Below are 14010 nucleotides of genomic sequence, written 5' to 3' on the forward strand. Positions count from 1 at the left end.
GCGGTCGGGTTCCGGCCTCCTGGGTCCATATCACCGGCATCGGGGCGTGTTGCGGTGCCGCGAGCCGCGTGCGAAGGGGTGTCCGGCCCGGGTCTGCCCCGGCGCGCGTCGCGGTCGAACGGTGTGGAGGCATCGGACCTTGGGTGTCGTTGTTCCCATGGACAAAGGCCGCTCCGAAGCGGAGGCGAGCCTGAGCGATCTGGTCGCGCTCGTCGCCGACGGGATGGCCCGCGTCAACACCACGATCCTGTCACGGACGGGATCCGAGGTCGCCATGATACCCGAGGTGGCGAGCCACCTGATCTCGTCGGGCGGCAAGCGGCTGCGGCCGATCCTCACCCTCGCCTGCGCCGATCTCTGCGGCTACGCGGGCGGGGAGGGGGCGGTGAAGCTCGCGGCCAGCGTCGAGTTCATGCACACGGCCACACTCCTGCACGACGACGTGGTCGACGAGAGCGATATGCGCCGCGGCCGGGTCGCCGCCCGGATCAAGTGGGGCAACGAGGCGAGCGTGCTCGTCGGCGACTTCCTGCTCGGCCAAGCCTTCCGCATGATGGTCGAGGTCGGCTCGCTGCGCGCTCTCGACATCCTGTCCGCGGCCGCGACCGTGATCGCCGAGGGCGAGGTGATGCAGCTCACCGCCGCCAAGAACACCGAGACCACCGAGGACGAGTACCTCGCGGTCATCCGCGGCAAGACGGCGGAGCTCTTCGCCGCCGCCTGCGAGGTTGGTCCGGTCATCGCCGAGCGCCCGCGGCCCGAGCAGGCCGCCTGCCGCTCCTACGGCATGAACCTCGGCATCGCCTTCCAGCTCATCGACGACGCCCTCGATTACGGCGGCACCAGCGCGGCGCTCGGAAAGAACGTCGGCGACGATTTCCGCGAGGGCAAGATCACCCTGCCGATCGTCCTGGCCTTCCGGCGCGGCTCAGAGGACGAGCGCACCTTCTGGCGCCGCACCCTGCAGGAGGGCGATCTGCAGGAGGGCGATCTCGAGACGGCCCGCACCATCCTGCGCCGTCACCGCGCGCTGGACGACACGGTGGAGCGCGCCCGCCACTACGGCGCGATGGCGCGCGACGCCCTCGCGCTGTTCCCGAACGGCGCCATGAAGGCTGCGCTGCTCCAGGCCGTGGATTTCTGCATCTCCCGCGCGCACTGAGGCGCGAACACACGTTCCAGGACGGGAAACGGACGGCTCGTCCGTCCCGCTCCGGCACCGGTCGCGTCCGTTCCGGTACGGGGCATCCCGGTCCCGCTCTTGCTCAGGGTGTTCGACTCGACCTCGAACGCTGCCTGCAAGCGCCCTCCGCCACCGGCGGTCGGTTCGGGGCGGCCCGCAAGGCTCCCGCGATGACAGATCGTCCGGACTACAGGCCGTTCGGAGCGTTCCGCTTCTTCCTGGCCTTCCTCGTCCTGTTCAAGCATTTCTGCGCCGACGTCGCGCCCGATGCGGTGGCGGCCCTGACGAAACCCTACCTGTTCGGCTACGTCGCCGTGCTGGCCTTCTTCATCCTCTCGGGCTTCGTGATCACCGAGGCGGTGACCCGGTTCTACCGCGCCCGCCCGGTCCGCTTCATCGAGAACCGCCTGCTGCGGATCGTGCCGCACTACGTCCTGGCGCTCGTCCTGATGATCGTGGTCTGCCTCGTGTTCTACGGGACCGGTTCGATCCGCATCGCCCGCACTGCCGAGTTCACCGGCGATCAGGCCTTCACGCTCAAGAATATCCTCGCGAACATGCTCGGCTTCGTGCCGCTCTCGAACAAGGCGATGGAGTTCGAGTTCATCGGCATCGGCTGGGCCGTGCGGGTCGAGATGATGTTCTACCTGTTCATCGCGCTGGCCCTCGGCCTGGAGCGCGTCGGCGGCATCGCGCGGCGCGGGCACCGGATGCTCGGCCGCATCCTGTGCGGGCTGGCGCTGCTGCTGCTGCTGCCGTGGCTGCTGTCGATGACCGGCCACCTGCCCGCGATGGTCTCGCTCGCGCCCTACTTCGTCTTCGGCTCGGCGCTCTATTTCGTGCTCACCCGGCGCACCCCCGTGAGCTACCTCACAGGCCTCGTCGCCTTCGCGGGCCTCACCGCGCAGTTCGTGACCTACTCGGTCCATGACCGGGCGCCCGGCACCGAGCAGGGCGCGCTCGTCGAGTACGTCATGCTGCTCGCGCTGATCGCCGCGATCGCCGGCTTGGCGCAGCTGCGCATCCGGGGACGGGCGCGCGCGCTGGATGAGGCGCTCGGGCGTGTCACCTACCCGCTCTACGTCTTCCACCCGGTGGTCGAGGTCTTCATCCTGTCCTTCTCGACGGGGTATTCCTACGAGAGCTTCGTCTTCGGCCTGATCGCCAGCGTCGCGCTCTCCTGCCTGCTCCAGGCGCTGATCGACCCCTATGTCGACCGGATCCGGGATGCGGTGCGGGGGAACGCCCTCACCGACCGCGCGCGGACGGCGCCCGCCGCGGCCGCGGCCTCCCGCGCCTGACCCCGACGCAGAGCGCGCGCCGGGTCAGCGCAGGAGGGTCGCCGCCACCCACCAGCCCGGCTCGTCGAGGCGGATCCGGCGCGCGGCGCGCGATGCGGCGTGCCGGTCCGCGAACAGGGCGAACACCGTGGCGCCCGAGCCCGACATCCGCGCGAGCCGGCATCCGGGCTGGGCGCGGAGCGCGGCGAGGGCCTCGCCCACCACCGGCGCGACGGTGAGCGCGGGCGCCTCGAGATCGTTGCGCGCCGGGGCGATCGTCCGGATCAGCACGTCCGCCCCGAGCCCGTCCCGGATCTCCGGATGCGCCTCGCCGGGCAGCGTCTCGCCGACCCGGAGGCCGAGCGCCCGGAACACCGGTGCGGTCGGCACCGGCACACCGGGATTGATCAGAACGGCGGGCAGCGGCGCGAGACTCAAAGCCGGGCCGACGGCCTCGCCCGCGCCCCGCATCATCCGCGCCCGCGGCGCGAGGCAGACCGGCACATCGGCCCCCGTCGCCCGCGCGGCCGACACCAACGCGGGATGGTCGAGGGCGATGTCGTTGAGGCGCGCCAGCAGCCGCAGGGCGGCGGCAGCGTCGGACGAGCCGCCGCCGATCCCGGCCGCCACCGGGAGCCGCTTGACGAGGCGGAACGCCCCGAGGCGCAATCCGGGCCGGCCGGCGGCGAGATGCCGGGCCGCCCGTAGCACGAGATTGTCGTCGGTCGGGCCGGCCGGCCCCGCCGTCGGGCCGCTCACCGCGAGGTCGAGGCGCGGGCCGGGGATCAGCGTCAGGGTGTCGGCGGCGCCCGCGAAGGCGACGAGGCTCTCCAGCACGTGGTAGCCGTCCTCGGGGCGGCGCCCGAGCACGTGCAGGGTCAGGTTGATCTTGGCGGGCGCGCGGGTGGTGAGGGGCGGCACGGGCGCTCCGGCGGCAGGGATGGCGGGGACCGCCAGCCCTTAAGAGCCCGCCGACGCGGGGGCAAGCCGGGAGGGGTCTCCGGCGACCGGCCTTTCGGCCCTTCGGCGACCGGCCCTCAGCACCGATCGCCCGGGCGCGTCAGCCGCCGGTCTTCTTGTCGGCCGATCCGGGCGCGTCGCCGGGCTGCGGAGCGCCCTTCGGCAATTCCGGGTTTTCCGGGTTGTGCGGGGCGGCCACCGGAGCCGGCGGGTTCTCGGCCGTCGCCGTCGGCTTCTCGATCTCCGGAAGCCCGGTCTTGAGCTTCTCGTTGATCTGCTCGAGGTCGTCCGGCTCGGGGTTGAGGTCCTTGGCGTGCTGCCACTGGAACTTGGCCTCGAGACGGCGGCCCGAGCGCCAATAGGCATCGCCGAGGTGGTCGTTGATGGTCGGGTCGCCGGGCTTCAGCTCGACGGCCTTCTCCAGCTCCCGCATCGCCTCGTCCCAGCGGCCGAGGCGGTAATAGGCCCAGCCCAGGCTGTCGATGATCATGCCGTCGCGCGGGCTCGCATCGGCAGCCTGCTTCAGCAGCGTGAAGGCCTCGTCGATGTTGATCTTCTGGTCGACCCAGGAATACCCGAGGTAGTTCAGCACCTGCGCGCGCGCTGCCGGCTGCGAGGCCGGGACCAGCTCGAGCGCCTTCTTCAGGTCGGCCTCGGCTTTGGGCCATTGCTTGGCCCGCTCGTAGGCGGTGCCGCGGAAATAGTAGGTGGTCCAGTAGTTCTGCTGCGGCCGGTCGCCGATCAGCGCGATGGCCCGGGTGTAGGTTTCGGCGGCCTCGGCGTACTTCTTACGCGAGCGCTGCACGTTGCCGAGCGCCGTGATCACGTCGATGTCGTCGGGATGGGCCTTCATGGCCGCGTCGAGATGCGCCAGCGCCTCGTCGCCCTTGCCGACTTGCTCCAGGTTGAGCCCGATCTGGATGTCGGCGTTGAGCTTCAGCGGCGAGGTCGCGGGGATCTGCGCGTAGGCCTCGTTCGCGCGCTCGGGCTGCTTCATCCGGTCGAGGATGTCGGCGAGCGTCAGCCGGGCCAGCGCGTGGTCGGGCGAGAGGTAGAGCGCGAGCCGCAGGTAGATGATCGCGGGCAGCTCGTCGCCCTGGGTCGAGCCGGCGGAGCCCAGCCCGTAGAGCACCTCGGCGGCGCCCTCCTGGGCGGTGTTGATCAGCCGCCCGAGCGGCTTGCCGCTCTTCAGCTTGTCGAGGGCGTCGCGCACGATCGGGTGGCGGGGGGCGACGTTGTCGAGCTCGGTATAGGCCTGGATCGCGAGGTCGGTGCGCCCGGCGGCGGCCTCGAAGCGCGCATAGGCATCGACCACCCGCAGCGTGTTGCGGTCCGCGTCGTAGGCGGCCTTGAGGCGGCGCTCGGCCTCCGCCTGATCGCCCACCACGGACGCGATGAGGCCCGCGTGATAGTCCCGGAAGGTGTTGTAGTAGCGCTCGCCGCGCAGCTTGCTCACCGTCTCCAGCGCCCGCTTGCCGTCGCCGGCCCCCGCGAAGGACCACGCCGTCAGCAGCGTCGCGGTGAGGTCGGCGGCGGCGCCGCGCCCGCTGCGCCCGAAGTTCTGGCGCGCGCCGGCCCATTGGCCCGCCTTGATCTGGCGCACCCCGAGCGCGAGGTTGGCGAGCCCGTTCGCCCCGTCGCGGTTGGTCAGGCGCTCGGCGGCCCGGAAGGCGTCCGGCAGGGCGCCGTCGGCCAGCATCGAGATGAAGGCGCGCTCCAGCAATTCGGCGTTGCGCGGATCGGCCTTCATCGCCTCGCGATAGAAGGTCGCCGCGGCGCCCGTGTCGCGCGCGGCACCCGCGATGTAGGCGGCCAGGAAGTTGCCCTCGAGGGAGTCGGCCGGCTCGTAATCGGCGATCGGCGAGGCGTCGCGGGGCTGCGCCGCGTGCGCGGGTCCGAATCCGGCCGCGAGGGCGAGTGCGAACACCGAGACGGTGCGGCGGGCGCGTCTGTCGAACATGAACACGGTTCGCGGCTCCTGGCGCGCCGCTGGCCCGGTCCCCCGGGGGCGGTCGCAAGATCGGGCGGGACAGTGGACCCTTCCCGCCATGCCCGCAAGGCGAAAGGATGGCACCCCGGACGGCTCCGGGGCGCCCTGCGGGCTCGCCGATTCCGGTCCGATCACATGTTCGGGTAGTTCGGCCCTCCGGGTCCTTCGGGGGTGACCCAGTTGATGTTCTGGTTCGGATCCTTGATGTCGCACGTCTTGCAGTGGACGCAGTTCTGCGCGTTGATCTGGTAGCGCACGCCGCCCTGGGCCGCCGCGTCCTCCACCCATTCGTAGACGCCCGCCGGGCAGTAGCGTGCCGAGGGGCCGCCGTAGACGTCGTGCTCGGAATTCTTCTGCAGGCCCATGTCGCGGACCTGGAGATGGGCCGGCTGATCCTCCTCGTGATTGGTGTTCGACAGGTAGACGGAGGAGAGACGGTCGAAGGTCAGCTTGCCGTCGGGCTTCGGGTAGACGATCGGCGTCACCTCGGAGATCGGCTTGAGGCAGGCATGGTCGGGCTTGCCGTGGGCGAGCGTGCCGAAGGGCGAGGCATCGAGGATCGTGTTGGCCCACATGTCGAGGCCGCCGAGCCCCACCCCGACCAGCGTGCCGTAGCGCGACCACAGCGGCTTGACGTTGCGCACCCGCTTCAGGTCCTCGCCGATCGGGCTGTCGCGCCAGCCCGCCTCGTAGGCGGTCAGCTCGTCGCCGGCGCGGCCGGCCCTCAGCGCGTCGGCGAGGGCGTCCGCCGCCTGGATGCCGGACAGCACCGCGTTGTGCGAGCCCTTGATGCGCGGCACGTTCACGAAGCCGGCGGAATCGCCCACCAGGCAGCCGCCCGGGAAGACGAGCTTCGGGACGGATTGCCAGCCGCCCTCCATGATGGCGCGGGCGCCGTAGCCGATGCGCTTGGCGCCCTCGAAGGTCTCGGCGATCATCGGATGGGTCTTGAAGCGCTGGAACTCCTCGAACGGCGACAGGGTCGGGTTCTCGTAGTTCAGGTGCGTGACGAAGCCGACCGAGAGCAGGTGGTCGTCGAAATGGTAGAGCCAGGAGCCGCCGCCGGCCTTGTTGGGCAGCGGCCAGCCCATGGTGTGCTGGACGAGGCCGGGCTCGAACTTGCCCGGCGCCAGCTGCCAGAGTTCCTTGACGCCGAGTCCGTATTTCTGGTGGTCGCTGTGGGCGTTGAGCTTGAAGCGGTCGATCACCGTCTTGGTGAGCGAGCCGCGCGCGCCCTCGCCGAACACCGTGTACTTGCCGCGCAGCTCCATACCGCGGGTGAAGTCGTCGCGCGCCTCGCCGGATTTGCCGATCCCGAGATCGCCCGTGGCGACCCCCACGACCCGCCCGGCATCGTCGTAGAGCACCTCCGCCGCCGGAAAGCCGGGATAGATCTCGACGCCCAGCGCCTCGGCCTTGACGCCGAGATACTTCGTCACGTTCGAGAGCGAGCCGACGAAATTGCCGTGGTTGGACATCAGCTTGGGAAAGAACACGTTCGGCAGGGTGAGGCCGCTGTTCTTGGTGAGGAACATGAACTCGTCCCGCTCCACCGCGGTCTTGAGCGGGCGCTCCGGGTCGTCGCGCCAGTCGGGCACGAGCAGGTCGAGGCCGGACGGGTCGATCACCGCGCCCGAGAGGATATGGGCGCCGACTTCGGAGCCCTTCTCGACCACAACGACGCTGACCTCCTCGCCGGTCTCGGCGGCACGCTGCTTGAGGCGGATCGCGGCGGCGAGCCCCGCCGGCCCCGCGCCGACGATCACCACGTCGAAATCCATGCCCTCGCGTTCGGGAAGCGCCATCCTGGTCTCCTGCCTGTGCCCCGGGCCCGAGGCGCGGATATACCCGCCTCGCCCGTCTCGAACCTGTCGTGCTCGCTCTGAACCGATTCCAAGCTAGGTTGGCAAGCGCTGCTTGGCAGGGGAGGCGCGCTAACGCGCCGCTGCGGCCGATGCCGGGCCCGACGTTGTCCACAGGCGCGAGGCGCCCCACATTCCCGACGATGACCGCAGACGCCGACGCGCAGCGCGACCTGATCGCCTATCTGGATTTCCACGCCGAGGCCGGCGTCGACGCGGCCCTCGACGAGCGCCCGCATGACCGCTTCGGCGAGGCGGACGCGCCCGAACCGCGCCGCACCGCGCCGGCCGCCCGCGCGCCGCAGGCGCGAGAGGTGCCGCAGGCCCGGGAAGCCCCGCCCCGGGCAGCTGTGCCGGCACGCGAAGCGACCGCGGCACGATCGGCCCCCGCGCGGACCTTCGGCCAATCCGCCTCGGCCAAGCCCGACGAGGCCGCGACGGATGCGCGGGCCCGGGCGCGCACGGCCGACAGCCTGGAGCAACTCGAGGCGCTCCTCGCCGAGTTCGACAGCTGCCCCTTGCGCTTCACCGCCAAGAACCTCGTCTTCGCCGACGGCAACCCGGCCGCCAAGGTGATGTTCGTCGGCGAGGCGCCGGGCGCCGACGAGGACCGGATCGGCAAGCCCTTCATGGGCCGTTCGGGCCAGCTTCTCGACCGCATGATGGCGGCGATCGGCCTCGACCGGACCACGTCCTACGTCGCCAACATCGTGCCCTGGCGGCCGCCCGGAAACCGAAACCCCACGCCCCAGGAGGTCGCGGTCTGCAAGCCCTTCATCGAGCGGCAGATCGAGCTGGTCGATCCGGACCTGATCGTCTGCCTCGGCAGTCCCGCGACCCAGACCCTGACGGGCACCAAGGACGGGATCCTCAAGGCGCGCGGACGCTTCTACCCGTACCGTCTCGCCGACCGCGAGGTGCGGGCGCTGGCGACCCTTCACCCGGCCTACCTGCTGCGTCAGCCGGTGCAGAAGCGGCTGGCGTGGCGGGATTTCCGGCTGGTGCGCGCGGCGCTCGACGGAAAAGCTTGACCGTCCGCGCGGAACCCGCGCTTTTGCCCGGCCATTACTAACCGTTCGCCGACGGTCGGCGACGCGGCAGATGCGGCGGGCACATGCGCTGGGACGATTTCCGGAGTTCCGACAACGTCGAGGATCGGCGCGGCGAGGGCGGTGGCGGGGGCGGCTTCGGCTTTCCCGGCGGCGGAGCCGGCGGTCTCGGCATCGGCACGATCGTGGTCCTGCTGATCATCGGCTGGGTGACGGGCATCAACCCGGCGATCCTGATCGGCGGCGCCGAGCAGATGACCCGCGGCGGCGGCCAGAGCCAGACCGAGCGCGTCGATCCCCAGACGCAGCAGCGCCGTCGCCAGCAACCGACCGACGAATCCGGACGCTTCGCCACGAAGATTCTCGGCAACACCGAGGACGTCTGGAGCACGGTACTGCCGAACCAGACCGGCAAGTCCTACACGCCGACCACGATGGTGCTCTACACCGGCGGAACCCGCAGCGGCTGCGGCTCGGCCCAGGCCGCGATGGGGCCGTTCTACTGCCCGCTCGACAAGAAGGTCTATCTCGACACGGACTTCTTCAAGGAGATGCAGCAGAAGTTCGGCGTGAAGGGCGACTTCGCCTACGCCTACGTCATCGCCCACGAGGTCGGCCATCACGTGCAGGACGTGCTCGGCATCCTCGGCAAGGTCCAGGCACGGCAGCAGCAGGCGTCGAACAAGCGCGAGTCGAACGCCCTCTCGGTGCGGATCGAGCTGATGGCCGACTGCCTCGCGGGGGTCTGGGCCAAGAACTCGAACGACAAGTACAATTCCCTGGAGCCGGGCGACATCGAAGAAGCCCTGAACGCGGCGAGCGCGATCGGCGACGACAAGCTCCAGAAACAGTCCCAGGGCTACGCGGTGCCGGATTCCTTCACCCACGGCTCCTCGGAGCAGCGCATGCGCTGGTTCTCCACCGGCTACAAGAGCGGCCAGACCAAGTCCTGCGACACCTTCCGGACAGCCGACAACTGAGTCGCCTGAGAAGCCCGATCCAAGCTTGGTCGGGGGCATGACGACAGAACCTATCCGAGCATCGGATAGGGATGCACCCGGATCGCATCGCCGACCCCGACGGCCGTGCAGGCCTCGGGGAGGTCGGCGAGCGCATCGCTGGCGGCGAGGCCGCTCAGCGCGCCGCTGCCGGCCGGAGCCGCCTCCATCGACCCGTCCGAGCCCGCGCGCAGCGTCACCCTGAGGAACTCGCGCCGGCCCGCCTTCTTGGCGTGCGCGAAGGCCGATCGCACGGTGAACCCGTGGAGCGCAGGCCCTTCCGTACCGCAGAGATGGGCCAGCAGCGGGATGACCACGAACGCGAAGGTGACGTAGGCCGCGACCGGATTGCCCGGCAGGCCGACGAAGGGCGTGCCCGCGATCGAGCCGACCGCCACGGGCTTTCCCGGCTTGATCGCCAGCCGCCAGAGGCCGATCGCGCCGATCTCCGCCACCGCCGCCTTCACGTGGTTGGCTTCGCCGACCGAGACGCCGCCCGAGGTCAGGACGAGATCGTGGCATCCGGCGGCGTCGGCGAGGCGTGTGCCGAGCGCCCGCGCATCGTCGCGCAGGATGCCGAGATCGACCGGCTCGCAGCCGCTCCGACGGATCAGTGCGGCGAGCATCGTCCGATTGGCGTCGTAGATCGCGGCCGCGCCGAGCGGCGTTCCGGGCTCCGTCAGCTCGTCGCCGGTGGAGAACAGCGCCACACGCGGGCGCCGCCGCACGATCAGGCTGTCGAGGCCGAGGGCGGCCGCGAGCGCGAGGTCTCGGGGCGACAGCCGGCGCCCGCCCGGCAATGCGAGGGCGCCGCGGGCGACGTCCTCGCCCGCGCGGCGGCGGTTGGCCCCGGGCCGCAGATCCGCCGGGACGATCGCCACGCCCTCCTCGAGGCGGACATCCTCCTGCATCGCGACGGTGTCGGCGCCTTCCGGGATTGGGGCACCGGTGAAGATCCGCACTGCGGCGCCGAGCGCGGGATCGTGCGAGGCGGCTCCGGCGAGCACGCGACCGCGCACCGGCAGCCGGGTCGGGCCGCCGGGTGCGAGGTCGGCGGCGCGCAGGGCGTATCCGTCGACCGCGGCGTTGTCGAAGGGCGGCAGGGCGCGCGTGGCGACGAGGTCCGAGGCGAGCACGCGGCCGTCCGCCTCCGCCAGCGCGACGGTCTCGCTGCCGACGACCGGGCCGGCGGTCCCGGCGATGCGCGCGGTCGCGTCGTCGAGCCGGAGCAGCTGACCGACGGCCGCGACGCAATCGTCGCCCGCGCCCGTCATGCCCTCTGCCTGCAGCCGGTCGGGTTCGGCACGGATATCCCCGGTTTCCTGACCGGCGGACTTGCGGCATCGGACCGGCGGGATCAAGTCCCGGCCCGGCGCCGCGTCCGGCGTCGGCGGTTCACCAGAGGATGTCCCATGAAGATCGTGCCGGTCGACGCGAAACTCTCCGTGGCGCCCCAGCCGAGCGCCGCCGAGATCACGGCTCTGGCCGGCCAGGGCTTCGGCCTGCTGATCAACAACCGGCCGGACGGTGAGGAGCCGGGTCAGATCGGCTCGGAGGGCGAGCGCCGGGCGGCGGAGGCGGCGGGCCTCGCCTACGTGGATCTGCCCGTGACGGGCGCCACCATCACCCGGGAGGCGATCGAGCGCTTCCATCGCACCGTCGAGGAGGCGGACGGACCCGTGCTCGCCCATTGCCGGGGCGGCACCCGCTCGCTCACCCTATGGGTCCTGGGCGAGGTGCTGGCCGGACGGATGCGGCGCGCGGACATCCTGGAATTCGGTGCGGCGCGCGGGTTCGATCTCACCGGCGCCGTGAGCTGGCTCGACGCCAACCCGGACGCGGCAGGCGGCTGAGCGCCGTCAATCCGTCCGCTCGGTCTCACCGGCCAGCGCCCGGGCCTGCGCGTCGAGGGCGCCGAACAATTGCTCAAGCTGGGCGCCCTCCAGCTTGTGGAAGCCGAGCGAGCGGCTGAGCATCAGCCCGAGGATCGAGAAGATCAGGGCCGCGCCGGTGCCCGGATTGCTCTCCAGAGCCTGCATCTCCGCCAGCCGCTCGGCCAGGAAAGCCCGGAAACCCGCGATCGCGTCCGGGTTCTCCGCCGAGGCGAGGAGCAGCGCGTCCGGGAAGCCGCACTCGTCGGCATAGAGCTGGCGGGCCTGCGCGATCGTCGCGCGCGGCAGCGCCGACGGGCCGGCCGGCTGCTCGGCGAGCCGCTCGGCGATGCCGGCGCGCATCCGCATCACCTTGCGGGCGGCCAGCGCACCCACCAGCGCGTCCTTCGAGCCGTAATGGTGCAGCACGCCGCCCTTGCTCAGGCCGGCCTCCGCCGCGACCGCCTCGATCGTCAGCGTGCGGTCCCCGGAGCGGCGCAGGAGCGCCTCGGCCGCGTCGAGGATCACGTCCGCCCGATCTGCTCGCCGGCTGTGAGCCATCGTCTTCCCTGCGATTAGAAACCGTCTGGACGGTCGGTAGGATAGTGGATAAGGCTGCGCGGCGATAGGCCGAATCGCCGCGACGGGGATTGAGGTTGCCGTGTCCGCACCGTTCCTGAGACTTTGCGCGTTTGTCGCGCTGATGGCCACTGTGCCCGGCCGAGCCGGCGCCGACGAGGTGCCCCTTCTCGCCCGGACCCTGGTCCGCACCCAGGTCGCCGCCGAGACCGCGGTATCCGCCGAAGCGGTGTTCACCGGCGATATCCAGGCGCAGGCGCAGACCGCCGTCTCGTTCCGCACCAACGGCAAGGTGCAGGAACGCCTGGTCGAGGTCGGCGACCACGTCACGGCCGGGCAGGTTCTCGCCCGTCTCGATCCCTACGAGCAGCGCGCAAACCTCGTCAACGCGGAGGCAGCGCTCACCTCTGCGGAGGCGCTGGCGACGCAGGCCAAGCTCACCTTCGAGCGGCAGAAGAGTCTCCTCACCAGCGGCTTCACCACGCGCCCGAGCTACGACAACGCCGAGCAGCAGCTGCGCACCACGCAGGCCGCGGTGGAATCCGCCAAGGCGGCGCTCGGCACCGCGCGCGAGCAATTCTCCTACACGGAGCTCAAGGCCGGCGTCGAAGGGATCGTCCTCAGCCGCTCGCTCGAGACCGGGCAGGTGGTGCAGGCCGGCCAATCCCTGCTCACGGTGGCGCAGGACGGCCCGCGCGACGCGGTCTTCAACGTCTACGAGGCGCTTCTCGCCGCGCCCCCCCACGGCAGGACGATCGAGGTGGTGCTGCAGGCCGATCCCACCGTCCAGGCCGTCGGCAGCGTGCGCGAGATCGCGCCGAGCGTCGATCCGGCCTCGGGTACGGTGCGGGTCAAGGTCGGGCTCGCGACGACGCCCGCCGCGATGTCGCTCGGCGCGGTGGTCATCGGCCGCGGCCGCTTCGCCCCGCGCAAGGCCGTGGTCCTGCCCTGGTCGGCCCTCTACCGCTGGCAGAACCGCCCGGCCGTGTGGGTGCGCGATCCCGGCACCGGCACCGTGGCGCCGCGCCCCGTCGCGATCGACCGCTACGGCCCAGATTCGATCGCCCTGAGTTCCGGCGTGTGGCCGGGCGAGGAGGTCGTGATCGCCGGGATCCAGTTCCTGCGGCCCGGCCAGACGGTGACGGTCGCGGAGCTCCTGCGATGAGACCTCTCCTCCTGGCGATCGTCCTCTCGACGGCCACAGCCCTCGGGGCCTGCAAGCAAGAGGAGAAGACCGAGGCGCCTCCGGTGCGCCCGGTGCTCTACACGCTGGCGAAATCCATCGATACGGTCCGTTTCGGACCCTTCGCCGGAACGGTCGAGCCGCGCTACCAGTCGCAGCTCGGCTTCCAGATCGCCGGCCGGGTGGTGGCGCGCGACGTCACCGTCGGCGACTCGGTGAAGAAGGGCCAGCGCCTCGCCGCCCTCGACCCGATCGTCACCCGCTACGCCCTGACCCGGGCCGAGGCGGACGTCGCCGATGCACGCGCCCAGGCCGAGAACGCCGCCGCCACCGAGGCACGCACCCGACGCCTGATGGACGGCGGCAACGTCACCCAGGCCCAGCTCGATTCCGCGACCGCCAACCGCGACACCGCCCAGGCCCGCCTCGCCCAGGCCCAGGCCAGCCTGCAGAAGGCCCGCGACCAGATCGGCTACACCGAGCTGAAGGCCGATTTCGACGGGGTCGTCACCGAGCGCCGGGCGGAGGTCGGCCAGGACCTCACCGCCGGCCAGACCGTCGTCACGGTGGCGCGGCCGGAGGTGCGCGAGGCGGTGGTCGACATCCCGGAGGATCTCGTCGGCGGCATGCCGATGGACGATCGCTTCACGGTCGCCCTGCAGAGCGCGCCGAACGTGACCGCGGCCGGAACGGTGCGCGAGGTCGCCCCCTTCGCCGATGCCAGCACCCGCACCCGCCGGGTCCGCATGACGCTCAAGGATCCGCCCATCGCCTTCCGGCTCGGTGCCACGATCACGGTCGCCCTCACGCGCAAGATCGCCCCGCACGTGGTCCTGCCCGAGAGCGCGATCCTCACCGAGGATGGCAAGGACTCGGTCTGGGTCATCGATGCCGCCGGCACCACGGTCGTGCGACGGGCGGTGACGCTCGGCGAGCGCCGCGCCGAGCGCGCGGTCCTCACCGCCGGCGTGCAGGCCGGCGAGCGTGTCGTCGTCGCGGGCGTCCATTCCCTGCGCGAGGGCCAGACCGTGCGACTCTCCGACGAGGCCTTCTGA

General features: G+C 71.4%; 12 protein-coding genes. 7 read left to right on the forward strand and 5 right to left on the reverse strand.

Annotated features, from left to right (window positions below; translation table 11 throughout):
• Positions 1 to 139 precede the first annotated feature (139 nt).
• Both ACS5RC_RS03900 and ACS5RC_RS03905 read left to right on the forward strand, forming a co-directional pair.
• Complete coding sequence (locus ACS5RC_RS03900) at positions 140 to 1162, forward strand: polyprenyl synthetase family protein (RefSeq protein ID WP_478342490.1); 1023 nt, start codon at positions 140 to 142, stop codon at positions 1160 to 1162.
• A 191-nt stretch (positions 1163 to 1353) separates the two neighbouring features.
• A complete protein-coding gene (locus tag ACS5RC_RS03905) occupies positions 1354 to 2484 on the forward strand; it encodes an acyltransferase family protein (protein ID WP_478342491.1) in 1131 nt (376 codons plus the stop codon).
• A gap of 24 nt (positions 2485 to 2508) precedes the next feature.
• Here the strand turns inward: ACS5RC_RS03905 and ACS5RC_RS03910 are convergent, their stop codons facing one another.
• The 3 genes from ACS5RC_RS03910 to ACS5RC_RS03920 all read right to left on the reverse strand — a co-directional run bounded on the left by ACS5RC_RS03910 (position 2509) and on the right by ACS5RC_RS03920 (position 7218).
• On the reverse strand, positions 2509 to 3384 hold the full coding sequence (locus ACS5RC_RS03910; RefSeq protein ID WP_478342492.1) for a 4-(cytidine 5'-diphospho)-2-C-methyl-D-erythritol kinase: 876 nt from the start codon (positions 3382 to 3384) through the stop codon (positions 2509 to 2511).
• A gap of 139 nt (positions 3385 to 3523) precedes the next feature.
• Positions 3524 to 5383: a tetratricopeptide repeat protein gene (locus tag ACS5RC_RS03915; protein ID WP_478342493.1), complete on the reverse strand. Its 1860-nt coding sequence runs from the start codon at positions 5381 to 5383 to the stop codon at positions 3524 to 3526.
• A 161-nt stretch (positions 5384 to 5544) separates the two neighbouring features.
• Positions 5545 to 7218, reverse strand: a complete 1674-nt coding sequence (locus ACS5RC_RS03920) for an electron transfer flavoprotein-ubiquinone oxidoreductase (RefSeq protein ID WP_478342494.1) — start codon at positions 7216 to 7218, stop codon at positions 5545 to 5547.
• Positions 7219 to 7418: 200 nt separating this feature from the next.
• Between ACS5RC_RS03920 and ACS5RC_RS03925 the strand changes: the two genes are divergently transcribed.
• Both ACS5RC_RS03925 and ypfJ read left to right on the forward strand, forming a co-directional pair.
• Positions 7419 to 8306: a uracil-DNA glycosylase gene (locus ACS5RC_RS03925; RefSeq protein WP_478342495.1), complete on the forward strand. Its 888-nt coding sequence runs from the start codon at positions 7419 to 7421 to the stop codon at positions 8304 to 8306.
• Positions 8307 to 8389: 83 nt separating this feature from the next.
• Entirely contained in the window at positions 8390 to 9304 is a 915-nt protein-coding gene (gene ypfJ / locus ACS5RC_RS03930; protein WP_478342496.1) for a KPN_02809 family neutral zinc metallopeptidase, read from the forward strand.
• 50 nt (positions 9305 to 9354) lie between these two features.
• Here the strand turns inward: ypfJ and ACS5RC_RS03935 are convergent, their stop codons facing one another.
• Positions 9355 to 10596 (reverse strand): molybdopterin molybdotransferase MoeA, encoded by a 1242-nt coding sequence (locus tag ACS5RC_RS03935; RefSeq protein WP_478342497.1) that lies wholly within the window; start codon positions 10594 to 10596, stop codon positions 9355 to 9357.
• 138 nt (positions 10597 to 10734) lie between these two features.
• Here ACS5RC_RS03935 and ACS5RC_RS03940 point away from each other — a divergent pair, with 138 nt between their 5' ends.
• Positions 10735 to 11175, forward strand: a complete 441-nt coding sequence (locus ACS5RC_RS03940; protein WP_478342498.1) for a protein tyrosine phosphatase family protein — start codon at positions 10735 to 10737, stop codon at positions 11173 to 11175.
• Between the two features lie 6 nt (positions 11176 to 11181).
• On the opposite strand, the gene ACS5RC_RS03945 is transcribed toward ACS5RC_RS03940, so the two are convergent.
• Entirely contained in the window at positions 11182 to 11754 is a 573-nt protein-coding gene (locus ACS5RC_RS03945; protein WP_478342499.1) for a TetR/AcrR family transcriptional regulator, read from the reverse strand.
• Between the two features lie 142 nt (positions 11755 to 11896).
• Between ACS5RC_RS03945 and ACS5RC_RS03950 the strand changes: the two genes are divergently transcribed.
• Positions 11897 to 12937, forward strand: a complete 1041-nt coding sequence (locus ACS5RC_RS03950; RefSeq protein ID WP_478342500.1) for an efflux RND transporter periplasmic adaptor subunit — start codon at positions 11897 to 11899, stop codon at positions 12935 to 12937.
• Positions 12934 to 14010 carry an efflux RND transporter periplasmic adaptor subunit gene (locus tag ACS5RC_RS03955; protein WP_478342501.1) on the forward strand — a complete coding sequence of 359 codons (1077 nt, stop codon included), beginning with the start codon at positions 12934 to 12936 and terminating at the stop codon, positions 14008 to 14010. Before ACS5RC_RS03950 ends, ACS5RC_RS03955 begins: the two co-directional genes overlap by 4 nt.

The organism is Methylobacterium sp. HJ2, from assembly GCF_056431005.1.